The organism is Dyella sp. RRB7, from assembly GCF_022761115.1.
Taxonomy (GTDB): domain Bacteria; phylum Pseudomonadota; class Gammaproteobacteria; order Xanthomonadales; family Rhodanobacteraceae; genus Dyella.
On the sequence record NZ_JAKWJS010000005.1, the window covers coordinates 164,640 to 189,040 of the forward strand.

Genomic DNA, 24,401 nt, shown 5'->3' on the forward strand with positions numbered 1-24,401 from the left:
GTCGATGGATTTCGCGGCTCGAACGTGAGGTCACTAGCATGTACAGCCTTTCCAAGACGCTGGAGCGTGATAGAAACAACTTTGACCTGATTCGTCTGGGCGCTGCACTGATGGTCATGGTCGGCCATGCGTTCGGCATCACGGGGAGCCACGAGATGGAGGTCATGCTGCGGTTTACGCACAGGGAGACCTTTGGCAGCTTGGCGGTCTACAGTTTTTTTCTGATCAGTGGATTGTTGGTCTCGGCCAGCTATGTGAAGCAAGATTCCCCCGGACGCTTTGCAGTGCTGCGACTCCTGCGTATCTACCCCGGTGCGCTGACCTGTGCAGCGGTCATTGGTTTGGTGGTGGCACCCACGTTTACCAGTACGCCGCTGGCGTCTTATTTTTCGAGCGACGAGGTGCGGCGCTGGCTGATGCACAACATGTCGCTGATAGGGCGCCTCGGTAGTCCGTTACCCCACGTGTTCAGCAGCAACCCCCTTCCCGGATTTGTCCATCCGAATGTCTGGACCTTGCCCATCGAGTTGGAGTGCTATGCGGTAGTGCTGGTGGTCGGTCTGTCCGGCCTGATCCGTACTCGGGTGGGCATGACGCTGGCCGTAGCAGTGGCCGGGCTGATCTTTGCCTACTTCGCCGCGCATCCGCCGCAGCATTTTAACCTTGGCAACATCTTCATCGTCCCCCTGGGGTATTCGTTCTACCCGGTTCCCTTTTTCCTGTTGGGCATGCTGCTTTATGCTTTTCGGGATCATGTGAAGTTGCATTGGCTACCTGCGGCTGTCTTGCTGATTGCCTATGTAATGTTTCGTGAAGGGCGTTGGGGCGTCATCCTGCTTTATCCAGCTCTTGTCTATGGCGTGCTTTGGCTTGCGTCGGCGCCCTTCCTGCGGCGTTTCAAGCCGCACCATGACTATTCTTATGGCATCTACCTTTACGGTTGGGTTGTGCAGCAGGCGGTGACCAATTTGTGTCCAGGCTTGGATCACAACACGAGTCTTGTAGTGGCCATTCCCGTGACGGTGATTGTGGCGTCGCTGTCCTGGCACTTCGTGGAGCGCCCATGCCTGCTCGCCATTCGAAGCAAATCTCCCGCGCATCACCATGCCGTCGGCGTCCCTATGGGATGACGCGCCGTGCCGGTTCATCGCGCTCCTACCACTGAACATAGAATGACAGCACATAGCCATGTTTGAACTGACCAAGAAGCTGTTGGGCCTGGGTTCGAAGGACCGCAACCAAGCGGACCCGGTGCACTTGGCGCCTTCGGATGAGGGGCAGCCGAAGGACGAACTCGCTGGAGTCACTGGCCTGGGGCTTCGCGACATGGTCATGAGCGGATGGTTCTCGGCCGATAAGGGCGAACTGTTCCGGGGATTCTCTGTCGGACCGGACGATACGGTCGTGGACGTGGGTTGTGGTGACGGTGGTTACGGCGTGTTTTGTGCTCGCCTTGGGGCGCATGTCATCGCAATTGACGTCGATGAGGAAGTCGTGGCGGCGATGGCCAAGCGTCTTGAGGCGGCGAATCCTGGCCGCAATACCGCCTATGTCAGCGACGCTTGCCCATTGCCGCTGAGCAGTGGATTGGCCTCGCGCGTTCTCTGTATGGAAGTGCTGGAGCACGTCCCTAACCCTGACGCAGTCCTCGCCGAATTGTTTCGTGTTGGTAAGCCCGGTGCGCTTTATCTACTGACCGTGCCTGATGCCTTGCAGGAGGGGCTGCAGAAGCTTGTGGCGCCGCCCAGCTATTTCCAGGTTCCTCATCACATACGGATCATTGGCCGAGAAGAGTTCGAGCAGATGGTGACGCGCGCGGGCTTCGAGGTCCTCGAGCATACCCAGCATGGTTTCTTCTGGGCGGTGTGGTGGGGGCTTGTGTGGGCCTGCGATGTCGACCTCGCGGAGCCTGACCATCCGGCGTTGGATCATTGGGCCGCCGCCTGGAAGGCCATTCTCGACCAGCCAAATGGCAAGGAATACAAGCAGAAACTGGACGTCTTTCTGCCGAAGCATCGGGTGATCGTGGCACGCAAGCCTTTCACCGGGGCATGAATCAAATGTTTGAAGTGGGTTTGTTATGAGTGTGAATCTGGCCATTGCGATATGGCGTTATCGGGGCTTCATCCTGGGTAGCGTCAAGCGGGATTTTCAATCGCGCTATCAGAACTCCCTGCTGGGTGCGGCCTGGGCCGTTGTCCAGCCGCTAGCAATGATCGTTGTCTACACAGTGATCTTTGCGGAAATGATGCGTACCCGGCTTCCAGGTACCAGTGGAACTTTTTCCTACAGCATTTACCTTTGCTCGGGATTGCTCACATGGGGCCTGTTTTCGGAGATTGTGATGCGCGGGCAGGGTGTGTTCCTGGACAACGGCAACATGATCAAGAAGCTCAATTTCCCGCGCATTTGCCTACCCGCGATCTCCGTGCTTAACGCGTTGGTAAATTTCTCGATCACTTTCGCCATCTTCATCGCGTTCCTGTTATTGACTCGAAGCTTTCCCGGGTTGGTGGTATTGAGTGCGCTCCCTGTGTTGATCGTACAGATCGGCTTTGCCACGGGCCTAGGTATCATCGCTGGCGTACTGAACGTGTTCTTCCGGGATGTCGGACAGTTCATCGGCATCCTTTTGCAGTTCTGGTTCTGGTTCACGCCGATCGTCTATTCCACGGCGTCGCTAGCGCCGGCGGCCCGCAATCTCATTGGCTTCAACCCCATGGAGCCCATCGCGCAGGCGTACCAAGGCATCTTTGTGTATGGACGGGCACCCGACTGGTCGCGAATCTTTCCTGTTGCGGTGATGGCGTTGATCCTATGTGTGGGCGGGCTCTGGCTTTTTCGCCGCCGCGCCGGCGAGATGGTGGACGAACTCTGATGGGCGATATACATGTCAATGGCCTGGGTAAGGCTTACAAGCGTTATCCCAATCAGTGGTCAAGGCTCCTTGAGTGGGTCCTTCCGTTCGGGTTGCGTCGGCACGAATTAACTTGGGTGCTTGAGGACATCGACTTTCACCTGCGAGCGGGTGAAGCTGTTGGCATCGTTGGTTGCAATGGCGCGGGCAAGAGCACCTTGTTGAAGATGCTTGCCGGCACCGTTAGACCCACTTGCGGTGAGATTGCGATCGGTGGGCGGGTAGCGGCCATGCTTGAGCTTGGCATGGGTTTTCACCCGGATTTCACCGGCAGGCAGAACGCGGTGATGAATGGCCAGTTGCTGGGCTTGTCGGTGGAAGAGATCAACGAACTGATGCCCGATATAGAGGAATTCGCGGAGATCGGTGAGTACATTGACCTACCGGTGCGGACTTACTCCAGTGGTATGCAGATGCGACTGGCCTTCAGCGTGGCGACCGCCAAGCGGCCAGATATCCTAATCGTGGATGAAGCGCTATCGGTCGGCGATTCGTACTTTCAGCACAAAAGTTTCGAGCGAATTAGAGCGTTCCGCAAAGCAGGGACGACACTGCTTATTGTTTCCCACGATCGTTATGCCATCCAAACGGTATGCGACCGTGCCATCCTGTTGGATCAGGGGCGTATCTGCATGCAGGGCGAACCGGTCGATGTGCTGGACTACTACAACGCGCTGATGGCTGAGCGTGATTTTAAGACCGTGCGGCAGACCGTGCTTGTGGACGGCCGGGTGGCAACGGTTTCAGGTACCGGTGAGGCCACCATTACCGACGTTCAGCTACTGGATGCCAAAGGCAGCGCGGCGGATGCTGTTGCGGTCGGTGAGAAACTCTGCCTAAAAATCAGCGTTCGCACGGCTAGTGTGGTGCCCAGGCTGGTGCTTGGCTTCATGATCAAGGATCGACTGGGCCAGTGCATTTACGGCATCAACACGCACCGGCTTGATCGCCCTCTGCTTGACATGGCGGATGGTGACGTAGCTACCTATGAGTTCCGCTTCGAAGCGGCGCTCGGCAAAGGGAGCTATTCGGTTTCTTTGTCGCTATCGCGAGAGGATTCGCATATCGACAAGAACTACGAATGGCGGGACAACGCGTTGATCTTCCATGTGTACAACAATGGCAAGGAAGACTTCGTTGGCTGCAATTGGCTGGATGCGAAGGTTGATGTTCGTCGCAATGGCTGTCAGGTGCTCCGCGCTGGTGCGAACCATAACGCGCCCGGCTGACAAGATGAGATGGCCAAGTAGGCCGGGCGGAAAAGTCTTCGGTTGCGGCATGAGCGGTACACCAGCCCTTTCGCAGCACAAACGCCGTCGAGGAGGGCTTGGGCCGCGTCCGACGTGTCATTGGCGCTATTTTTGTCGTGAACGGCCGCGCCTCAGCAGTACGGATAGTGCGCGCAGCGGGGCGGTAACGCGCCACGAGGTGCTGCTCAGGAAATCGGACTGTATAGCCTCGAGCCGCTGCTGCATTGTGGTTTCGATATTTTCCAGTTTTGCCTCAAGCTGCTCCAGTTCTACTACGAGGGCGTGGCGCTGCGCATGGGCGCGCCGCAGGTCTTCTGCATGCCGCGCTTCCCATTCGTGCCGCTCCGCTTGCAGCGCGCTCAGTTGAGCCCGAGCTACCGAGCATTCATGCTCGAGTTCGATGAGCTTGGCCAGTCGGTCGTTAGCGACGGCATGCCAATCCAGTACTGCGGATGATTTGCCGTCGGTCAGAAGCTGGCTAGAGTCTTTCATCTGCGATGTTCTCTCGATGCAGGAAAACGCGACCGGAAGGTGCTGTGATGGAGTGGCGCAACGTACCTTCCTGGGCAGCCCGCCGATTTGATGGTTGGGTCAGGTTGATGCGTCAGGCATCGGTTGTCGTCCCCTTGGGAGTTCCGGTTAGTATGTTGGGGTGACGCAAGGGCCGCCGGTTTGCAGCACCTTGCATCCGAGATCCATCACGAACGACCGTAGACGTCTTCCAGGCGCACAATGTCATCTTCGCCCAGATAGCTACCCGACTGCACCTCGATCAGTTCCAGCGGCACCTTGCCTGGGTTGCGTAGGCGATGAACGCTGCCGAGCGGGATGAAGGTGCTCTGGTTCTCGGCGAGCAGAAACACGCGTTCGTCACAGGTGACTTCGGCAGTGCCCGACACCACGATCCAATGTTCAGCGCGGTGATGGTGCTTTTGCAGACTGAGAGCCGCACCTGGCTTGACGACGATGCGCTTGACCTGGAAGCGGTCGCCGGCCTCGATCGAGTCGTAGCTACCCCAGGGGCGACGAACGGCGCGATGTAGCGAATGTTCGCTGCGTCCCGATGCCTTGAGCTGGTCCACGACGCGTTTCACGTCCTGGGCCGAGTCTCGATGCGCTACCAAGGTGGCATCCGGCGTGGTGACCACGATTACGTCGTCGAGGCCGACAGTGGCGACCAGATGGCGATCATGCGAGCGCACCAGCGTATTGCGCGTATCGATGGCGATGGTGTCGCCTTCGCGCAGATTGCCCTGGGTATCCTTGTTGCCGGCGAGCCAGAGTGCCGACCAGGAGCCGATGTCGCTCCATTCACAGCTGACCGGAACCACCGCGGCACGCTTGGTCTTCTCCATCACGGCGTAGTCGATCGAGTCGTCAGGTACCTTCGTGAACGCTTCTTTATCCAGGCGGATGAAGTCGAGATCGCTTTTGGCAGATTCGAAGACCGGGCGCACCGCTTCCAGCATCTGGGGCGCGTGAATGGCGAGCTCTTCGAGATAGCGCGCGGCCTTGAATAGGAACATGCCCGAATTCCAGTCATAGCCCCCATCGGTCACATAGGACTCGGCGGTTTCAAGGTTGGGCTTCTCGACAAAACATTCGACGCGGTAGGCGGAATCGTTGATGGACTCCGCGCGACGGATGTAGCCAAAGCCAGTTTCAGGGCGGCTGGGTCGAATGCCGAAGGTAACCAGCCAGCCATCGCGGGCCGCCGGTAGCGCGCTCTGCACGGCGGAGACAAAGCTCTCTGTATCACCGATCAAATGGTCGGCAGGCAGCACAAGCAGGATAGCTTCGGGATCGCGGGACATGGCCTGCATGGCACCCAGCGCGATGGCGGGCGCGGTATTGCGTGCCACTGGCTCCAAAATGATGGTCGCGCCGTCCACCAAGGACTCAAGCAACTGGTCCGCGACCAGAAAGCGATGATCGTCACTAGCTACGACGATGGGCGCACCTACGTCAGGGAGCTGCTCGGTTCGAGCCACGGTCTGCTGGAACAGCGTGCCTTCGCCGCTAAGCGGCAGGAACTGTTTGGGCAGATTTTTGCGGGATATCGGCCACAACCGGGTGCCACTACCGCCGCTGAGAATAAGGGGAATCAGCATGATGATCCGTTTGCCTCTACATAAAGCTCGTTGATAACGTCATTCAGACCAACTTTCCAATCAGGTAGCACAAAGTCAAAGCGTTGGCTGAAGCTTGAATTATCCAATACCGTCCAGGCGGGACGTTTCGCCCGGGTAGGAAAGTCCTTTGTACCAATGGCCTTAACCTTAGGGGCCACCGGAAGCAATCCGGCCGACGAAGCCTTCTGAAAGATAAGGGTGGCGAAATCATGCCACGTTGTCATACCGCTGGAGACGACATGATACGTCCCCGTCAGAGTTTCGCGCTGGCCCATAGGGGTCTTGAACCAGGCGTCGAGCGCTGTAAGCGTGGCATCGACGATCAGACCAGTCGTTGTGGGCGTTCCGAATTGATCGTTGACGATGCGCAATTCCCGGCGTTCGCGGCCCAGTCGAAGCATGCTACGCAGAAAATTGTGTCCATGGGCGGAATAGACCCAGGCCGTACGGAAGATCAGCTGCGCTGCCCCGCTTGCTTGCAACAGGTGTTCGCCCAAAAGCTTGCTGCGCCCATAGGCATTGATCGGTGCGGTAGGAGCATCGACTGCGTATGGCACTGATCTTTCACCGTCGAAGACGTAGTCCGTCGAGTAGTGCACCACTAGTGAACCATGCGGTGCGGCCCAACGGCCTATAGTGTCGAGAGCCGTGCCATTGATAAGCGTAGCCAGCGATTCTTCATCTTCGGCCTGATCGACGGCAGTATATGCCGCAGCATTGATGATCAGGTCCGGCTTGGTGCATTCCAATAGCTCAATGACTGCCAAGGGATGGGCTAGGTCAGCTACCTTCACAGGGATAGTACCGTTTAGCAGCCCGTCACGTGTCGCGAACATGACCTCGCCATAGCGGGCAAGGCCCCCACTTTTAATAAATGAACGGCCTAGCTGTCCGTTGGCTCCGAGCAGTAGGACTTTCACAACGTGTATGCCGGAAGTCGGTCTGCTGAGACATCTCTTAGGAGCGGAGCACGCAAGTCCTTGGCGGATAGGATGGGTTGGCCAACCGGCCAATCGACAGCGATATCCCCGTCATTCCACCGAATGGCGCTATCTCCTGCGGGGTCGTAAGGTGCGCTGCACTGATACGTAAATGTCGCTGATTCGGACACAACGCAAAAACCGTGGGCAAAACCTTCAGGAATCCATAGGTGGCGGTGGTTCGCCGCGCTCAATATCACCCCAGTCCACTGACCAAACGTCGGTGAGCCTTGTCGAATATCGACGGCGACGTCATAGACCTCGCCCGCTAGTACGCTTACAAGCTTCGCTTGTGGGTTTGGCCATTGATAGTGGAGCCCGCGGAGCACTCCGCATGCAGATCGGGAGACATTCGTCTGAACGAAGCTGGTGTTGATGCCGGACTCTTTGAAACGGGCTTCGTGATAACTCTCGTAGAAGTGGCCGCGCTCATCGCCGAAGACGCGTGGTTCAATAACCAAAACGCCAGGTAGGGCCGTTTCAATGACCCTCATTGATCGTGCTCCTGCTCAAGCAAAGAAGACAAATATCGGCCATATCCGGTTTTTGACAGAGCAGCGGCTTGTTGGTGAAGCTGTTCCGCATCAATCCAGCCATTCATGAAAGCAATCTCTTCGGGGCAGCAGACCTTTAGGCCCTGTCGGTTCTCGATTGTCTGTATGTAGTTGCTTGCTTCGATGAGCGAATCGTGGGTGCCGGTATCTAGCCAGGCAAATCCCCGGCCGAGCTGCTCCAATTGCAACGAACCGTCTTCCAGATAACGACGATTCAAGTCAGTGATTTCCAACTCACCGCGAGTAGATGGAGTCAGTCCTGCGGCAAGTTCACAAACCCGGTTGTCGTAGAAATACAATCCGGTAACCGCGTAATGTGATTTAGGCGAGACTGGCTTCTCTTCAATACCGATCACCCGTCCGTCCTGGTCAAATTCTGCAACACCATAACGTCCCGGGTCCTTGACCCAGTAGCCAAACACGGTTGCACCGTGCTTTTGCATCGATGCACGTTTAAGGCGTTCGGTCAGGCCGACGCCATAAAAGATATTATCGCCAAGCACCAGGCAGCTGGGCGAATTGCCCAGGAAATCCCGGCCGATGAGGAAAGCTTGGGCTAGGCCCTCAGGTTCGGGTTGCACCGCGTATTCGATCTTTATGCCCCATTGTGAGCCATCTTTGAGCAGACGTTGGAACAGTGATTGCTCGTGGGGTGTATTGATGACCAATATTTCACGTATACCCGCCAACATCAGCGTGGCCAGCGGGTAATACACCATAGGCTTGTCGTATACCGGTAGCAGCTGCTTGCTGATGGCCTGCGTGATAGGGTGCAAGCGAGTACCTGCACCGCCAGCGAGGATGATGCCCTTTCTGGCAGTCATGCGCCGATCCTTTCCAGTCGGTAACTGCCATCCAGTACGTGCTGAGCCCATGTTTGATGGGATAGGTACCAGTCCACGGTTTTTGCGATTCCCGTTTCGAAGGTTTCGGATGGACGCCAACCCAGTTCGTTCTGCAGCTTGCTTGAATCGATGGCGTAGCGTCGATCATGGCCAGGGCGGTCCTTCACGTAGGTGATGAGCGATTCGCGCTTGGCGCCTTCGGGCAAGGGAACGCGCTGGTCCAACAGCGCGCAGATGGTTCGCACGACGTTGATGTTCTCGCGCTCCGCATTGCCGCCGATGTTATAGGTTTCACCCACGCGTCCAGCATCGAGAACGCATTGGATGGCCGCGCAATGGTCGCCCACGAATAGCCAGTCCCGGATATTCAGGCCATCGCCGTAGACCGGCAGGGGAGCACCCTCAAGCGCCCTTTGAATGATCAGTGGGATCAGCTTTTCGGGAAACTGGTAGGGCCCGTAATTGTTCGAGCAGTTCGTGGTCAGGGTGGGCAGGCCATAGGTATGGTGAAATGCCCGAACCAAGTGATCGGAAGCGGCCTTGGAGGCGGAATACGGCGAGTTGGGCGCGTAAGGCGTCAGCTCGGTAAATTTTCCCTCGACCCCCAGAGAGCCGTAGACCTCGTCGGTCGATACGTGGAGAAATCGGAACGCGTCCCTTGGGGTGCCTTGCAGGCTGCGCCAATAGTCGCGGGCGGCTTCCAGCAAGCTCAGGGTGCCAACCACGTTGGTTTCGATAAAGGCCGCAGGGCCATCGATCGAGCGATCAACGTGCGACTCTGCCGCAAAATTGACGATGGCGCCGGGCTGGAACTCTCGTAACAGCCTATCAACGAGGGCGCGGTCGCCAATATCTCCGTGGAAAAACCGGTGTCCATCATGGTCCCGCAGGGGCTTCAGCGTTTCCAGGTTTCCGGCGTAGGTCAATTTGTCGAGATTGATGATCCGCAGGCCACAAGCAGTGGCGCACAATACGAAATTGGCTCCAATGAACCCGGCGCCGCCGGTAACTAGCAGGGTTCTCGGAGGATTCCGGTAACGGTTCATCACTTTCGAACATCCTGAAAGGCGCTAGCCAGGGGATCTGGCGCTAGTTTCGCGCGGCAATAATGCCTGTTGTTGATCTAGCGACCAAGCAGACATACACAAAATGATCGCATTTTGTGAACGCCCCCGATTGGCTGAGTCGGCAATCTGGCAGGGTACGGGTAATATGTTATCCCTTGATAACCTTTGGAGACCCCTCGCGGGGCCATGAGCGGATCTGATGAAGACTGGTGGAAAGCGGCAGAAGCTGGGTTTGGGCACCTTGGCCATACATGCCGGGCAGCAGCCTGACCCCTCGACCGGCGCAATCATGACGCCGATCTATGCGACATCTACCTATGTCCAGGTAAGTCCCGGTAAGCACAAGGGATTTGAATATTCGCGTACGCAAAATCCTACGCGAATGGCTTATGAGCGCTGTGTGGCAGACCTGGAGGGGGGGCGGGCTGGCTTCGCCTTTGCCTCCGGTTTGGCTGCTGCGGCCACGGTGCTCGATCTTCTCGATTCCGGCAGCCATGTAATTGCCATGGATGACCTGTACGGTGGCAGCTATCGCTTGTTCGAACGTGTTCGCCGTCGCTCGGCGGGGCTGGACTTCAGCTTTATCGACCTCAATGACATGCGGGCGCTCAAGGCAGCGCTGAATCCCAATACGCGGATGATCTGGGCTGAGACCCCTACGAATCCTATGTTGAAGCTGGTGGATCTCGCGAAAATTGCGGCGTTCGCCAAGAAGCATGGTCTCATTCTGGTGGTCGACAACACGTTCTGCTCACCCATGCTGCAGCGACCGATGGAGCATGGCGCAGATCTGGTACTTCATTCGGCCACGAAGTACCTTAATGGCCACTCCGATATGGTAGGTGGCATCGTGGTGGCTGGTAATGACGAGTTGGCCGAGCAAATGGGTTTTCTGCAGAATTCGGTCGGCGCGGTGTCGGGCCCCTTCGATGCTTTTCTAGCCATGCGTGGCCTGAAGACGCTTCACTTGCGTATGCGCGCTCACTGCGAAAGTGCTCTTGAGTTGGCGCGCTGGCTGGAAAGGCATCCGTCCATCGAGCGGGTGATCTATCCCGGCCTGAGGAGCCACCCACAGCATGCGCTTGCTCGGCGCCAAATGGACGGTTTTGGCGGCATTATCAGCGTCGAAGTCAAAGGCGGATTAAAGAAAGCCCGCCGTACGCTTGAACGTTGCCATTTGTTCGCACTTGCCGAATCGCTGGGGGGCGTTGAAAGCCTCATCGAACATCCGGCGATCATGACTCATGCCTCGGTCCCCGCAGCTAATCGAAAGCGGCTTGGCATTAGCGACGGGTTAATCCGCTTGTCGGTGGGTGTAGAGGACGTTCGTGACCTGCGCGAAGAGTTGGAAGCTGCACTGAGTTAGTCGCTGTTCCGTTAATTCAGAGCATAGATTAATGAGGGAGTCGATTGATGAGGCACACGATTCTAATCGTGTTCTGTCTGTCGAAGCTTTATGCGTACCGATGAAGTCGCCGTCGACCCCTGGTAGGCAGGCACACAAGTAACTGGATGACACATGACTGAAATGCTTGCCGCCATCTGGCGCTATAGATTCTTTATCTTTTCCTCGGTGAGGAATGATTTTCGTGCACGTTTCGCGAGGAGCAGTCTTGGTGCGATTTGGATGATACTGCAGCCGCTGGCGCAGGTCGCCATCTATGCGCTGGTACTTGCTCAGGTGCTGGGGTCGCGGCTGCCCGGTATCGATAACAAGTACGCCTACGTCATCTATTTGACGTCGGGAATATTGGCATGGTCGCTGTTTGTCGAATTGCTGTCGCGCTGCATGACCATTTTTGTTGATAACGGAAATTTGCTGAAGAAGGTGGTTTTTCCACGAATTTGCTTGCCGCTGATTCTCGCCGGCTCGGCCCTTATCAATAATTTGCTGCTGTTGCTCGCGACACTGGGCGTGTTTCTGATCGTGGGACACCCTATCGACAGTTCGGTGCTCTGGCTGCTGCTGCTGGTGCCCTTGACGTTAGCATTCTCGCTGGGGCTCGGCCTGATTCTCGGCACGCTCAACGTGTTTGTTCGGGATGTGGCGCAAGTCATGAACGTAGTGTTGCAACTGTGGTTTTGGCTGACGCCAGTCGTTTACATGCCGACCATTGTACCCATGCAGTTCCAGCAGGCCCTCAATGCAAATCCCATGTACTGGATAGTGAGCTCATACCAGAGCGTTCTGCTATTCCACACCGCGCCAGATGCGGGCCACTTGACACTGATAGCTGTCATTTCGCTAGGTCTACTGGCCGTTGCCCTGCTTCTGTTCCGCCGCTCTTCGGCTGAAATGGTGGATGTGCTGTGAGCCGTGACGTGCTTGTACTCAACTCGGTGGGCAAGGCCTTCCGTGAATATCCTTCTCAGATCCTGCGATTCCTTACTTGGATGGGCATTCCAGTACGCAACATCAATGAGCACTGGGTGCTTCGCAACGTGTCCTTCCGGCTTGGTCGCGGTGAGGCCGTGGGTATCGTTGGGCAGAACGGTGCTGGTAAGAGCACGCTACTCAAGTTGATCACCGGAACACTGCGTCAGACGACTGGCGACATCTTCGTCAATGGACGCATCGCGGCGATCCTTGAGCTTGGCATGGGGTTCAATCCGGACCTCACCGGACGGCAGAATGCTATCCATACGGCGGGTCTTATGGGCTTCAGTCAAGCCGATATCATGCGGATCATGCCGGATATCGAGGCTTTCGCCGAGATTGGTGAGTATTTCGACGAGCCGGTACGGACCTACTCCAGTGGCATGCAGATGCGCGTGGCCTTCAGCGTTGCGACCGCATTCCGGCCGGAGGTGCTCATCGTCGATGAAGCCCTCTCGGTAGGCGATGCGTACTTTCAGCACAAGAGCATGGGCCGCATCCGTGAGTTTCGCCGGCAGGGCACGACGTTGCTCATCGTTTCGCACGACCGCACGGCGATTCAGGCACTTTGCGATCGTGCCATCCTGCTCGATAAGGGGGAACAGCGCATGGATGGCGAGCCGCAGGTTGTGATGGATTACTACAACGCTATGATTGCGGAGAAGGAAAACAACGCGATCACGTCGGTTCAATTGGCATCGGGCAAGGTGCAGACCATTTCAGGTACTGGTGAGGCGGTAGTGACTTCGGCCGCGCTCTTCAACCATGCCGGCGAGCAGATCGAATTCATTAACGTCGGCGAATCGGCAGAGCTGCGTGTTCAGGTAGAGGCCAAGGCGGATATCTCCAGGCTCGTGTTCGGTTATTTGATTAAGGACCGGTTGGGGCAGGACGTCTTTGGCACCAACACTCACCATACTGGCCAGGCATTGGAAGGCATCCGTGCCGGCGATGCTGTCGAGTTCAGTATTCGTTTCAATGTGAACATGGGCGCTGGCGCATATTCTGTCTCGACGGCGCTCGTAAGCACAGATACGCACCTCGTCAACAATTATGAATGGCGCGACTTGGCTTTGGTGTTCACAGTCATGAACGTGGATCGTACCTATTTTGTAGGATCCAACTGGATTCCTCCGTCCATTTCGATCACGCAATCATGAACCTTGTTTCCTACGCTCAGAACCAAGAAGACATCATGCTTTACCGCGCGCTGCGCGGCGTGAGCAAGGGGTTCTACATCGATGTCGGGGCTCAGCAGCCAGTAGTTGACTCAGTGACCAAGCTTTTCTACGAGCGCGGCTGGACTGGTATCAATATCGATCCGCTTCCTCAGTGGTTTCAGATGCTTGAGGCCGACAGGCCTCATGATGTCAATTTGCAAATTGCGTTGGCTGAAAAGAGTGGCCGGATGGCATTCTTTGCTATTCCCGGCACAGGGTTGTCGACAGCGGATCCCGAATTTGTAAAGAGGCATTCCAAGGCCGGCTATGCGGCAGAGGAAATTGACGTCGAGGTGCGGACGCTCGATGAAGTCTGTGCGGAATATGGCGTGGACCAGATTCACTTCCTGAAGATCGACGTCGAGGGAGCTGAGGAGGGTGTTATTCGCGGCTTTTCATTCGATCGCATCCGTCCGTGGATCTTGGTGGTCGAGGCGGTCGAGCCCGTGGCTCAGCGCGAAGGCGATGATGCGCAGGAGGCGGTGACTACCCACAGCTCATGGGAGCCGCTTCTCCTGGCCCATGGCTATGAGTTTGTTTATTGGGATGGCCTCAATCGTTTCTATTTGGCTAAGGAGCATTTCGATCTTCGGTCGAACTTCGATGCACCGCCCAATCCCCTGGATGCCTTCGTACGCCATAGCGAACTGGTCAAAAACGCGCGTATCCTCCAGTTGGAGGGCGAGCGTCGTGACTTGACTGACGCTGCCCAACTGGTAGCTGCACGGCGCGAGCTCGGTGATATCCACGGCTTGATGGAGACCGCTCAGAATCGACTCACCCGCATTGCAGAGCTAGAGCAGGACAATGCGCGCTTGATTGGGCGGATGTCTGCACTGGACGAAAATCAGGCTTTGCTTCAGGCAATCAACGAGCAACTGCGGATCGCTTTACAGCGATCGAACGGGCTGAGGGAGGAATGTGATCGCCTAACCGTCGAGCGTGACCACCTGATCGCTGAGCGAGACCATCTGATTGCTGCGCGGGACCGCCCGATTGTTGAACGAGAGGAACTGGTAGCCGCGCGAGATCAGTTGATCGTAGAGCGAGATTACCTGATAGCCGTACGAGATCAGTTGATCGTCGAGCGAGATTGCCTGATGGTCGCGCGAGATCAGCTAATTACTGAGCGAGACCACCTGATTGTCGACAGGGATCAACTAATTGCCGAACGAGACAACCTAACTGCGGAGCGTGCTCGCTTGATCACCGAGCGCGACCGCTGCGCTGAAAGGATGCGGGTAATCCTACACAGTCGTTCTTGGCGCCTTACCAAGCCGTTCCGCTGGATCGTGCGCAAGTTTAGCGGCGCAAAGTCGTCACAGTATTTTGGCGACGATCGACCCACGCGTAGCCTTCCGCGCCGCGCGATTCGCTGCGTGCTGTTTGCTGGCTTGAGATTCGTACAGAGGCACGATTCAGCGCGACGCATGACGGAGCGGGCACTCGGGCACGCTCCGATCCTGCGCGGTCGGCTGTCTGCTTTCGCCAGACACAATGCACCCTCGATCAGCCCATATGATGCCGAAGAAGTCGGTATCCAGACTCCTGATATCGCTCGCGTAAGCCAGTCGCCGGGCGTACTTGAGATTTACACAAGGATTCGTTCCATGTCGTTGTTGTCCAATAGCCGTGATGTTTGATTTGGTGCAGGTGATTCGCCGATGAGAATCGTCATTGATCTACAGGGTGCGCAAAGCGAGAGTCGGCACCGGGGTATCGGTAGGCATACCGACGCACTGGTCAAAGCTTTTGTGCGTGAGGCTGCTGGCAAGCATGAAGTGTGGATAGCGACCAACGCCAATCTCGGCCATGTCGAAGCGATTCGAGGGGCTTTTGGCGAGATGATTCCACCGAGCCGGATTGTGTCATTCGCGATTCCTGGGCACGCGGCGGCCATGCATCCTGCCAACCGGCGGGGCATGGAAGTTGGCGAGTTGCTACGCGAGGACTTCCTGCGTGGACTCAACCCAGATGTCGTCTGGTGCAGCAGCCTATTCGAAGGGTGGCTCGACGATAGTGTTACATCAATTGGCCGCCTTCCGACTAGTGCGACGCAAGCGGTGACACTCTACGATCTGATTCCTCTATCTGACAAGCAAGAGCACCTCGGGGATCCGGCTGTCCGTTCGTGGTACTACCGCAAACTCAGCCAGCTGCAGCGGGCTGATCTGCTACTAGCTATCTCCGAATATGCGCGCGAGGAAGCCATTGAGCTACTCAACATTGCGCCGGAGCGTACTTATACGATTTCAAGCGCGGCCGATAGTCGTTTCCGGCAGCTAGCGGATAAAGAAAAACGGCGCTTTCGCGATTCGTCTGGGCTGAATGCGCCCTTCGTTCTTTATGTCGGCGGATTCGATGGCCGCAAGAATGTGGAGCTGCTCGTACGCGCGTTTGCTGACATGCCTAGGGATCTGCGAAGTCAGCACACGCTGGTGCTCGGCGGCAAGATCACGGCCACCCAAGAGGCCGCGCTGCGTTCGCTTGCCTCCAGTCTGGGCCTTGGCATGAAGGATGTGGTGTTTACGGGGAAGCTCACGGACGAAGACCTCGTCGCGCTGTATAACCTGTGCTCGCTGTTTGTGTTTCCCTCTCTCCAGGAAGGCTTCGGCCTCCCTGTCCTGGAGGCTATGGCGTGCGGTGCGCCTGTGCTGGCCGCGAATGCCACCAGCATTCCCGAAGTGGTTCGGCATGAGGATATGCTGTTCTCGCCAACCGAGGCATCGGGACTCGCGAGTAAGATGGCAGTTGTTTTGCGTGATCGTACGATGTCGGAGGCTTTCCGCGCCCATGGTCTGACGCAGGCGAAGAGGTTTTCCTGGGAATCGAGCGCCCAGCGAGTGATGGAGGCGTTTGAATCGAGAGTTCGATCGGCAATGCGCGTGCGGTCCGCACAATCTAGCGATCACAATAGTGTGGCGAGGCCACGTCTTGCTTTTGTCTCGCCTCTCCCGCCAGAGCGTACCGGTATCGCCGACTACAGTGTAGAACTGCTGCCGAGCCTAGAGCGTTACTATGATATCGACGTGGTGGTCGACCAGAAGACCGTAGACGATCCATGGGTGCGGGCGAACTACCCTGTTCGTGACGCGTCGTGGTTTCGCGCCAACGCGCATCGCTTCGACCGTGTTCTCTATCAATTCGGTAACTCTGCCTTTCACCTTTATCAGCTTGAGCTGATGAGGGAAATACCAGGTGCCGTCGTCTTGCACGATTCCTTTATCGGCGCCCTAAGCCAATGGCGCGCTGCTCGTGCCGGTGGCGACCGAGAGTATCTGCAGCGACTCTACCGCGCCCATGGATATTGCGCCTTGCTGGCAGACCGGGCCAACGGCCGTGCATGGTCAGTGCAGAATTATCCGAGCAGTTGGGAGGTTCTGGAATCGGCGGCGGGCGTGTTGGTGCATTCGCAGTATGCGATTGATCAGGCAGGAAGGTTCTACGGTCCAGAAGTGGCCAGCGAGATGCGTCGGGTCGCTTTCCCGAAGCGCCGCCGTGCGAGCACACGCGAAACCTCGCGCAAGGCGTTGGGGTTGCAGTCGGGCGACTTCGTTGTCTGCAGTTTTGGCATGGTGGCCCCGACCAAGCTTAACCATCGCCTGCTGTCGGCGTGGCTGAAAAGTCCCTTGGCTTCAGACGAGCGTTGCCATCTAGTTTTCGTGGGCGAGAACCATGGCGGTGACTACGGCAACGACCTGTTGACCACCCTGCGTGGGAGTCTGGCGGCTGACCGTATCCGTATTACGGGATTTGTCGACCATGAGCATTACCACGCGTGGCTGGAAGCCGCCGATCTTGCCGTGCAGTTGCGAACTGAGTCGCGTGGCGAAACGTCAGCCGCAGTGTATGACTGCATGGCCCAAAGTCTTCCTGTCGTGGTGAACGCGCATGCGACGTTTGCCGAACTCGACCCGGATGCGGTCTGCATGTTGCCGGACGCCTTCGACGACGCGGAACTCTCCGCAACCCTGCAGGCGCTTTATGGTAATCCGGACAAGCGGCGGTACTTATCGGATCGGGCTCGCTACCTTATCGATACACGCCATCACCCTGCAGCGGTTGCGGCTGAGTACCACAGCGCTATCGAGGATTTCGCCTCATCCCATTTTCTAGCCAGGGAGCAAGAGCTCTCCCATCATCTTGTCGCTGTTGACGGACTTCGTGACGAGCAGCTTTGGAGCGTGGCTGTGGCTATGCGTGGCAACCGAGCACAGCGCGGCCGTCGTAAGCTCTTCGTCGATGTCACAGCGGTCGTGCGAAGCGATCTTAAAACGGGCATCGAACGCGTCACCCGAAACATTGCCAGGGAACTGCTTGGCGGTAGCTTCGATGATGTTTGCGTGGAACTGGTGCGCTTCCATGAAGGCCATTACGTCTACTGCCGCGAATATGCTTGCCATCTGCTAGGGCTGGATGATCTGGGTATGCCAGAAGAGATCATCGAAGTGTCTCCGGGCGATATTTTTTTTGGTCTGGATTGGGTGGCCGATGTCGTGCCCGGCAATCAAGCATTGTTTCAGTACTGGCGAGATCGGGGAGCACTAGTTTATTTCCTTGTTTACGACCTTCTTCCAGTGCTGCGTCCTGACTTCTTCCCGGCAGGCATTGATCGGATGCATGGCGCCTGGCTCAAGAGTATTGCTAGCTGTGCCGATGGGGTGATCTGCATTTCCAAGACGGTGGCTCGGGAGCTGAAAGATTGGTTGAGCACGCAGGATGTGCTGCGCAATCGACCGCTACATATTGGCTACTCCTATCTAGGGGCTGAACTTGATGCCGGGCGAGCGGTAGAGGCTGCTACAAGCCGGCAGCTATCGACCCAGGTATTGGCAACCATTGAGCGCATGCGCTCGGCCCCCACTATGTTGATGGTGGGAACCATCGAGCCACGCAAGGGGCATCGGCTGGCGTTGCAGGCATTTGAGCGCCTATGGACCGATGGTCAGGATGTCAATCTAGTGATTGTCGGAAAGCTTGGCTGGATGATGGACGCATTTGGGGAGCAGCTTCGTTCACATCCAGAACATGGAAATCGTCTGCATTGGCTCACCGGTATCGATGATCAGGAACTTCGGGCGCTATATCAGGCAGCGGCTGCACTTCTCGTAGCATCGGAAGGAGAGGGATTTGGCCTGCCGATTATCGAGGCGGCACTGCATGGCATCCCTGTAATTACGCGTGATCTACCGGTGTTTCGTGAAGTCGCTGGCGACAATGCACATTATTTCCCTGATGGCGATGCTGAAGGCTTGCGTCGGTCGATCTTAGAATGGCTCCTGCTGAAGCGCAGTGACGTGGCGCCAAGTTCCGTTCCCATATCGCCACTTTCATGGCGGGAAAGTGCGCAGACCATTTGGGCGATGCTGACTGAAACCAGCCATTCTCATTGGCTCTACCACAAGGTGCAACGATCCGTCGTCGGCCCCCACGGGCTCGTGCTTGACCTAGCGCAGGCTTCTTCCGAATTGCTCCTCCAAGGATGGTCCAGCCCAGAATCGTGGGGTTGCTGGGCAGTCGGGCCGCTGGCCAGGCTGAAGGTGAGTATTCAGCCTCCAAATGGCTCAGGGATGAAGCTTTCGCTGGTAGCTAGGGCTTTTGTATGTCCTTCACATCCCCGGCAGACGTTTGAGTTGCATGTTAATGACGAGCCGCTCGGTAGCTGGGTCCACGAGTATGGTGAAGATGTCAAGGAGCTTCATTGGATCATTCCGCCTGAACGCTTCCTCGTGTGGTCAAGCCTGGAGCTAACGGTGATACAGAGGGACGTCATTGCGCCCAATGCATTGGGACAGTCGTCTGATGACCGTCTTCTGGGCCTTGCCGTGAAGGAGTTTGCTTTCTCCTGGGTTTCCCCTGAGGAGCCAGCTAGATTGTGCTAAGTTAAATACTTTTTAAGGGAGTCTTCGATCGACGTGCCAAGATAAATTGGACGTCATACGCGGCGCGTTGACATCGAAGATAATTCAGGAAATTGAGAGTTCAAAGCATGAAATCTGCGTTGATTACTGGAATCACGGGGCAGGACGGTGCATATCTCGCCGAGCTCCTATTGCAGAAGGGTTACAAGGTGTTTGGCACGTATCGCCGCACCAGCTCTGTCAACTTCTGGCGACTTGAGGAGTTGGGCATTGCGGACCACCCCAACCTCGATTTGGTCGAGTTCGATCTGACCGACCTTGGTTCGGCCATCCGTTTGCTGCAGACGAGTGGTGTTACCGAGGTGTATAACCTCGCCGCACAAAGCTTCGTCGGTGTGTCGTTCGATCAGCCGGGTACCACTGCGCAAATCACTGGCGTGGGTGCGCTCCACCTGCTCGAAGCGATTCGAGTCGTCAATCCAGCCATTCGCTTCTACCAAGCATCTACGTCGGAGATGTTTGGCAAGGTGCAGGCTGTGCCTCAGAAGGAAGACACGCCGTTCTATCCGCGGAGCCCTTACGGCGTGGCGAAGCTCTATGCCCATTGGATCACGGTGAATTATCGCGAATCCTATGGCATCTTCGGTTGCAGCGGTATCTTGTTCAATCACGAATCACCGTTGCGCGGACGAGAATTTGTTACGCGTAAAATCACTGACACCGTGGCCAAGATCAAGCTCGGCAAGGTTGATGTGCTCGAGTTGGGCAATCTGGACGCGCAACGCGATTGGGGCTTTGCCAGAGAGTACGTCGAGGGAATGTGGCGCATGCTGCAGGCAGACGAGCCCGAAACCTATGTGTTGGCTACCAACCGCACGGTGACGGTGCGGGATTTTGTTTCCCTGGCCTTCCAGGCTGCTGGCGTAACGATCCGTTGGGAAGGCGCTGCCGAGAACGAGGTGGGTATTTGCCAGGCTACCGGCAAAACGATGGTTCGCATCAATCCGAAGTTCTACCGTCCTGCCGAGGTGGAGTTGCTCATCGGCGATCCGGAAAAGGCCAGCAGCAAGCTTGGTTGGAAGCCCAAGACGGGCTTGGAGGAACTGTGCCGCATGATGGTTGAGGCCGACATTCGCCGGAACGAGCGTGGCCAGTCCTTCTGACAACAGCAAGCCGGTCGCTCTCGTCACGGGCATCCACGGGTTCACCGGGTACTATATCCGAGCCGAGCTTGTTGAGGCCGGCTACCACGTCGTGGGGCTTTCTCACGAGGCGGGGCCCGACGTGCATGCGGCCAACCTGTGCGACAGGGAGGCCGTGACCGCGGTAGTGCAGCAAGTCCAGCCGGACGTGGTCGTGCATCTCGCGGCGATCGCTTTTGTGGCTCACGGTGATGCGGATGCCATCTACCGGACCAATGTCTATGGCACGCGCAACCTTCTTGAGGCGCTGGCTGCGTCGCCGCGCGCACCGCGCGCCATATTGTTGGCCAGCAGCGCGAATGTCTACGGCAACAGCGAGGAAGAGCTGCTGACTGAAGAGACCTCCGTGGCACCGGCGAACGACTACGCGGTGAGCAAGCTGGCCATGGAATACATGGCCAGACTATGGATGGACAAGCTGCCCATCATTCTGGCCCGGCCCTTCAACTACACGGGCGTGGGGCAGAGCGAGAAGTTCCTGCTGCCGAAGATCGTCAATCATTTCAGGCGGCAGGAGCGCGCCATCGAGTTGGGTAATATCCAGGTGGCTCGCGACTTCCAGGATGTGCGATTCGTGGCCAATGCCTACCGGCGCCTGATCGAGGCACAGGTCTTCGGCGAGATCGTCAACATATGCTCTGGTGTGGCACACACGTTGACGGAAGTCGTGCATATGCTCGAAGGGTTGGCCAACTATCAAATAGATATCCGCGTGAATCCGGCCTTCGTGCGTGCGAACGACGTGCTTAGGCTGCGCGGCTCCAACCAGAAACTGGAAAGGCTGATCGGGCCGCTCGACATCATGCCGTTCGAGCGCACGCTTGCCTGGATGTACAGCGCCTGACGTGGCGTGCAACGAAAGTCGGGAGAGCACAACGCATGACCCTGAAATGTTTTAAGGCCTACGACATTCGTGGGCGGCTCCCTGATGAGCTGAACGAAGTAATGGCACATCGTATCGGGCGCGCCTATGCCGAGGTTGTGGGCAAGGGTGACGTTGTCGTTGGATATGACGTGAGGTTGGCCAGCCCCACTCTGGCCAAGGCACTATCCGATGGCCTCAGCGAAGGCGGTTGCGACGTAGTCGACATCGGCCTGTGTGGCACCGAAGAGGTCTACTTTCAGACTGCTCATCGTGGCGTCGCGGGCGGCATCATGGTGACGGCGAGCCACAACCCGATCGATTACAACGGCATGAAGCTCGTGCGCGAAGGCGCGCGCCCCATCAGTGGCGATAGTGGTCTGGGGCAGATCGCGACGCTCGTCGAAGCGGGGCATTTCACCGCCAATGGCGCCATCGGTAGCGTCAAGCAGGATGTCGACAAGAGCGCCTACATCGCACACCTGCTCAGATACGTGAATGTCGCAGAGCTCAAGCCGCTGCGTATCGTCGTCAATGCGGGCAACGGTGGTGCCGGACTGATCGTGGACGAGCTAGCCAAGCACCTGCCGTTCGAGTTCGTGCGCATCTGTCATGAGCCTGATGGCAGCTTCCCCAATGGCATCCCAAACCCGCTGTTGCCGGAGAATCGCCAGGCAACAACGGATGCGGTCATTGCCTCCAAAGCGGATTTCGGTATCGCCTGGGATGGCGACTTCGATCGCTGCTTCTTCTTCGACAATGAGGGCAGCTTCATTGAAGGCTACTACCTGGTGGGTTTGCTTGCCGCGCAGCTGCTAGAGAAGCACAAGGGCGAGAAGATCATCCATGACCCGCGCTTGACCTGGAATACGATCGACATGGTCGAGCAGGCGGGCGGCGTCGCCATCGAGAGCAAGACCGGTCATGCCTTCATCAAAGAGCGTATGCGAGCAGAGGACGCGATCTACGGTGGAGAGATGAGCGCCCACCACTATTTCCGCGATTTCGCCTATTGCGATTCGGGCATGATTCCATGGCTGCTCATTGCCGAGCGCATCAGCAAGACTGGCACATCGCTAAAGGACATGCTGGCCGAGCGCATCGCCGCATTCCCGTGCAGCGGCGAGATTAATTTTCGTGTTGAAGACGCAGCGGCAACTGTGGATCGTGTCGTGGCACATTACACCAACGGCGATGGGCACATTAGTCATATCGATGGTGTGAGCATGGAGTTCGCCGACTGGCGCTTCAATCTACGCTCGTCCAACACTGAGCCGCTTCTGCGGCTCAACGTGGAGGCGAAGGCTGATTCGCAGTTGATGCAGGCCAAGACAGAAGAGCTGCGGCAGCTGATCGAGACGCACTGATACTTCTCGCTGGGAAACCGGCCCGTTGAGCTGGTCTCCCTCGGTTCACGCCTCAGGCGTTGGCGCGGATTTCGATGGGCAGTGTGAAGCCGGAGTCGGGATTGTGGTCCACGAACCAAGCGTTCTGCTCTTGCACTAGCGATACCTGCAGCAAGTAATGGCCAGGCTTCGCGGGTGAGTGGATATGCAAGGGAATGATGGCGGCCAAGGAAGGACCCTGGTCCTCAGGTAGTCCCGTGCGTAGACCATCAGCCACCTCGATTTCCCCCTCGGTGGTCAGCCAGCGATAGGACGCATTGACGGGGTTACGGCCCGTGGAGGGCCAAGTTACATCGCTCTGATTGATAGCCCACACCTGCAAAAGCGCATCGACGGCGGGCTCCATGCTCTGCAGATGTGCCATAGGTTTCAGAGATGCGCGGAAATCGGCCAGAGCGTCGTTCATGGCGCCAAAAGAACCGGAGATACCGGAGGCTGCGATCGCTGTATCCGCTGACCATGTAGCCTCAGGCGTGGAGCCAGCCAGCTCGATCGAGGGATCCATCATCAAGCGGCCGATAAAATGCCCAACAGCGGCGCTAGGCACTTCCAATTTGCCCGCCTGCTCACGCCAGTGGTAACAACCGTCAAAGTGTGTCGCGCCTCGCACGAGTGCAGCATCCAGTTGGTAATGGCCACAACCCAATCGGTTGAGCATGCTGAATGTCACCTCATAAGTGCCCGGCTGCACTGCATAGCGCTGCCCTAACTGCAGCGCGTTGGTACCGAACACCAGGCCGCCACGCTCGTCCTTGATGGCGATGCCGATGTTGAGCCGATCAATGGCCTCATGTGCAACGAAACGGACCTTGATGGCGACACGCTCGCCCGACATTGCGGCATTCGGCCCCAACATAGCGCCGATCGTATCGATGCCTAAGATCTCGCAGCGGCGATCGCCAAATTCGAGTGGCGACTGAGCTTCCGGCTCCCGGGAGAAAGGCAAGGGAAGTCTGTCCTGCTCCGCCACGACTGGTGCGGGGGCACTTCCGCTGTTGGCCATCGCGAGGTAGCGACGCCGATCTTTCCGAAAGCGAGCGAGCGCTTGGTTGTAGAGAGCCAACTCCGGTTCGAGCAGCTGGTACAGGGTCCGTCGCTGTCGTTCGGTGAGCTCGTCCATCGTCAGGCGCTGCATCGCCGGGTTTGAGCGGGGCACCTCTCTAGGTGTCCATCCGAACTCAGCGCAGAGCATCAAGGTAAAGTCTTCGAGTTCCTCCTGTACACCTACGGCGTTGAAGTCGTCGAGGGCATCACGCGCCGCCTGAAGCTGCTCTTCGATGCTGGGATTGGCGGTGCGCCCAAGCCCGAGTGGTGCCAACATATCCAACTGTACAAGGCTTCCTGTCCCCGTCGCGTTGCTGTACTGCTCAAGGCACTCATCGAAGCAGGATTGCTGAAGCGACGTGTCGATCACGCGGCTGGCATTGTTGTATTTCTTGAAGAAGTGCTCGGAAATGAACCGGTCAACTGGGTTGCGCAAAACCGTGATCGCGTAGCGCTCCCGCGGCAGACGATCACCCTGAAAGGCCGCAAGATGGCCGCTGATCACAGGCACGTGCTCCCACTGCAAGAGCGCATCACGCAACTTCATGCCAGTGATCGGCTTGGAAACGTGGCTCTCACCGACCTGGTCGACAAAAAAAAGACGTAGTGCCGTGCCGCCTGTCCTTGGCAGATGGAAGTGGAGAATATCTTTCATGGCTGTTTTAACGGCTAGGTGGCGGGCGG

At 57.2% G+C, this 24,401-nt stretch carries 19 protein-coding genes; 12 read left to right on the forward strand and 7 right to left on the reverse strand.

The window, feature by feature from the left end; all coding sequences use genetic code 11:
- The first annotated feature begins 38 nt into the window (after positions 1-38).
- Genes MJ606_RS13265 through MJ606_RS13280 form a run of 4 tightly spaced genes read left to right on the forward strand, consistent with a single transcriptional unit; the run spans position 39 to position 4,146 of the window.
- Complete coding sequence (locus tag MJ606_RS13265) at positions 39-1,130, forward strand: acyltransferase (RefSeq protein WP_243050007.1); 1,092 nt, start codon at positions 39-41, stop codon at positions 1,128-1,130.
- A 58-nt stretch (positions 1,131-1,188) separates the two neighbouring features.
- The gene (locus MJ606_RS13270; RefSeq protein WP_243050008.1) at positions 1,189-2,055 is read left to right on the forward strand and encodes a class I SAM-dependent methyltransferase; all 867 of its coding nucleotides are present in this window, start codon (positions 1,189-1,191) and stop codon (positions 2,053-2,055) included.
- Positions 2,056-2,080: 25 nt separating this feature from the next.
- Complete coding sequence (locus MJ606_RS13275; RefSeq protein ID WP_243050009.1) at positions 2,081-2,878, forward strand: ABC transporter permease; 798 nt, start codon at positions 2,081-2,083, stop codon at positions 2,876-2,878.
- On the forward strand, positions 2,878-4,146 hold the full coding sequence (locus MJ606_RS13280) for an ABC transporter ATP-binding protein (protein ID WP_243050010.1): 1,269 nt from the start codon (positions 2,878-2,880) through the stop codon (positions 4,144-4,146). The genes MJ606_RS13275 and MJ606_RS13280 overlap by 1 nt, the downstream gene beginning before the upstream one ends.
- A 126-nt stretch (positions 4,147-4,272) precedes the next feature.
- Here MJ606_RS13280 and MJ606_RS13285 read toward each other — a convergent pair whose 3' ends face one another.
- The 6 genes from MJ606_RS13285 to rfbB all read right to left on the reverse strand — a co-directional run bounded on the left by MJ606_RS13285 (position 4,273) and on the right by rfbB (position 9,724).
- Entirely contained in the window at positions 4,273-4,659 is a 387-nt protein-coding gene (locus MJ606_RS13285; RefSeq protein ID WP_243050011.1) for a hypothetical protein, read from the reverse strand.
- 206 nt (positions 4,660-4,865) lie between these two features.
- Positions 4,866-6,278, reverse strand: a complete 1,413-nt coding sequence (locus MJ606_RS13290) for a mannose-1-phosphate guanylyltransferase/mannose-6-phosphate isomerase (protein WP_243050012.1) — start codon at positions 6,276-6,278, stop codon at positions 4,866-4,868.
- Complete coding sequence (gene rfbD / locus MJ606_RS13295) at positions 6,272-7,219, reverse strand: dTDP-4-dehydrorhamnose reductase (RefSeq protein WP_243050013.1); 948 nt, start codon at positions 7,217-7,219, stop codon at positions 6,272-6,274. The genes MJ606_RS13290 and rfbD overlap by 7 nt, the downstream gene beginning before the upstream one ends.
- Positions 7,216-7,773 (reverse strand): dTDP-4-dehydrorhamnose 3,5-epimerase, encoded by a 558-nt coding sequence (gene rfbC, locus MJ606_RS13300; protein ID WP_243050014.1) that lies wholly within the window; start codon positions 7,771-7,773, stop codon positions 7,216-7,218. Before rfbC ends, rfbD begins: the two co-directional genes overlap by 4 nt.
- Entirely contained in the window at positions 7,770-8,657 is an 888-nt protein-coding gene (rfbA, locus tag MJ606_RS13305) for a glucose-1-phosphate thymidylyltransferase RfbA (RefSeq protein WP_243050015.1), read from the reverse strand. Before rfbA ends, rfbC begins: the two co-directional genes overlap by 4 nt.
- The gene (gene rfbB, locus MJ606_RS13310; protein ID WP_243050016.1) at positions 8,654-9,724 is read right to left on the reverse strand and encodes a dTDP-glucose 4,6-dehydratase; all 1,071 of its coding nucleotides are present in this window, start codon (positions 9,722-9,724) and stop codon (positions 8,654-8,656) included. Before rfbB ends, rfbA begins: the two co-directional genes overlap by 4 nt.
- 220 nt (positions 9,725-9,944) lie before the next feature.
- Between rfbB and MJ606_RS13315 the strand changes: the two genes are divergently transcribed.
- The 8 genes from MJ606_RS13315 to MJ606_RS13350 all read left to right on the forward strand — a co-directional run bounded on the left by MJ606_RS13315 (position 9,945) and on the right by MJ606_RS13350 (position 22,634).
- The gene (locus tag MJ606_RS13315; RefSeq protein ID WP_243050017.1) at positions 9,945-11,111 is read left to right on the forward strand and encodes a PLP-dependent aspartate aminotransferase family protein; all 1,167 of its coding nucleotides are present in this window, start codon (positions 9,945-9,947) and stop codon (positions 11,109-11,111) included.
- 153 nt (positions 11,112-11,264) lie between these two features.
- Positions 11,265-12,059: an ABC transporter permease gene (locus tag MJ606_RS13320; protein ID WP_243050018.1), complete on the forward strand. Its 795-nt coding sequence runs from the start codon at positions 11,265-11,267 to the stop codon at positions 12,057-12,059.
- Positions 12,060-12,067: 8 nt separating this feature from the next.
- Positions 12,068-13,282 (forward strand): ABC transporter ATP-binding protein, encoded by a 1,215-nt coding sequence (locus MJ606_RS13325; RefSeq protein WP_243050019.1) that lies wholly within the window; start codon positions 12,068-12,070, stop codon positions 13,280-13,282.
- Positions 13,279-14,985 (forward strand): FkbM family methyltransferase, encoded by a 1,707-nt coding sequence (locus MJ606_RS13330; protein ID WP_243050020.1) that lies wholly within the window; start codon positions 13,279-13,281, stop codon positions 14,983-14,985. Before MJ606_RS13325 ends, MJ606_RS13330 begins: the two co-directional genes overlap by 4 nt.
- A 21-nt stretch (positions 14,986-15,006) precedes the next feature.
- Entirely contained in the window at positions 15,007-19,224 is a 4,218-nt protein-coding gene (locus MJ606_RS13335) for a glycosyltransferase (RefSeq protein ID WP_243050021.1), read from the forward strand.
- 107 nt (positions 19,225-19,331) lie between these two features.
- Positions 19,332-20,366 carry a GDP-mannose 4,6-dehydratase gene (gmd, locus tag MJ606_RS13340; protein ID WP_243050022.1) on the forward strand — a complete coding sequence of 345 codons (1,035 nt, stop codon included), beginning with the start codon at positions 19,332-19,334 and terminating at the stop codon, positions 20,364-20,366.
- A complete protein-coding gene (locus MJ606_RS13345; protein WP_243050023.1) occupies positions 20,350-21,249 on the forward strand; it encodes a GDP-mannose 4,6-dehydratase in 900 nt (299 codons plus the stop codon). The genes gmd and MJ606_RS13345 overlap by 17 nt, the downstream gene beginning before the upstream one ends.
- A gap of 35 nt (positions 21,250-21,284) precedes the next feature.
- On the forward strand, positions 21,285-22,634 hold the full coding sequence (locus MJ606_RS13350; RefSeq protein ID WP_243050024.1) for a phosphomannomutase: 1,350 nt from the start codon (positions 21,285-21,287) through the stop codon (positions 22,632-22,634).
- A gap of 52 nt (positions 22,635-22,686) precedes the next feature.
- On the opposite strand, the gene MJ606_RS13355 is transcribed toward MJ606_RS13350, so the two are convergent.
- Positions 22,687-24,372 (reverse strand): Wzt carbohydrate-binding domain-containing protein, encoded by a 1,686-nt coding sequence (locus MJ606_RS13355; protein WP_243050025.1) that lies wholly within the window; start codon positions 24,370-24,372, stop codon positions 22,687-22,689.
- Positions 24,373-24,401: the final 29 nt, after the last annotated feature.

Bases quoted from the DNA above. Each gene is read 5' to 3' on its own strand.
- MJ606_RS13290 (WP_243050012.1), bottom strand. From the start codon at position 6,278: ATGCTGATTCCCCTTATTCTCAGCGGCGGTAGTGGCACCCGGTTGTGG.
- MJ606_RS13355 (WP_243050025.1), bottom strand. From the start codon at position 24,372: ATGAAAGATATTCTCCACTTCCATCTGCCAAGGACAGGCGGCACGGCA.
- MJ606_RS13315 (WP_243050017.1), top strand. From the start codon at position 9,945: ATGAAGACTGGTGGAAAGCGGCAGAAGCTGGGTTTGGGCACCTTGGCC.
- MJ606_RS13330 (WP_243050020.1), top strand. From the start codon at position 13,279: ATGAACCTTGTTTCCTACGCTCAGAACCAAGAAGACATCATGCTTTAC.
- MJ606_RS13320 (WP_243050018.1), top strand. From the start codon at position 11,265: ATGACTGAAATGCTTGCCGCCATCTGGCGCTATAGATTCTTTATCTTT.
- MJ606_RS13265 (WP_243050007.1), top strand. From the start codon at position 39: ATGTACAGCCTTTCCAAGACGCTGGAGCGTGATAGAAACAACTTTGAC.
- MJ606_RS13350 (WP_243050024.1), top strand. From the start codon at position 21,285: ATGACCCTGAAATGTTTTAAGGCCTACGACATTCGTGGGCGGCTCCCT.
- MJ606_RS13275 (WP_243050009.1), top strand. From the start codon at position 2,081: ATGAGTGTGAATCTGGCCATTGCGATATGGCGTTATCGGGGCTTCATC.
- MJ606_RS13270 (WP_243050008.1), top strand. From the start codon at position 1,189: ATGTTTGAACTGACCAAGAAGCTGTTGGGCCTGGGTTCGAAGGACCGC.
- MJ606_RS13335 (WP_243050021.1), top strand. From the start codon at position 15,007: ATGAGAATCGTCATTGATCTACAGGGTGCGCAAAGCGAGAGTCGGCAC.
- rfbB (WP_243050016.1), bottom strand. From the start codon at position 9,724: ATGAACCGTTACCGGAATCCTCCGAGAACCCTGCTAGTTACCGGCGGC.
- MJ606_RS13280 (WP_243050010.1), top strand. From the start codon at position 2,878: ATGGGCGATATACATGTCAATGGCCTGGGTAAGGCTTACAAGCGTTAT.
- rfbC (WP_243050014.1), bottom strand. From the start codon at position 7,773: ATGAGGGTCATTGAAACGGCCCTACCTGGCGTTTTGGTTATTGAACCA.
- rfbA (WP_243050015.1), bottom strand. From the start codon at position 8,657: ATGACTGCCAGAAAGGGCATCATCCTCGCTGGCGGTGCAGGTACTCGC.
- MJ606_RS13285 (WP_243050011.1), bottom strand. From the start codon at position 4,659: ATGAAAGACTCTAGCCAGCTTCTGACCGACGGCAAATCATCCGCAGTA.
- gmd (WP_243050022.1), top strand. From the start codon at position 19,332: ATGAAATCTGCGTTGATTACTGGAATCACGGGGCAGGACGGTGCATAT.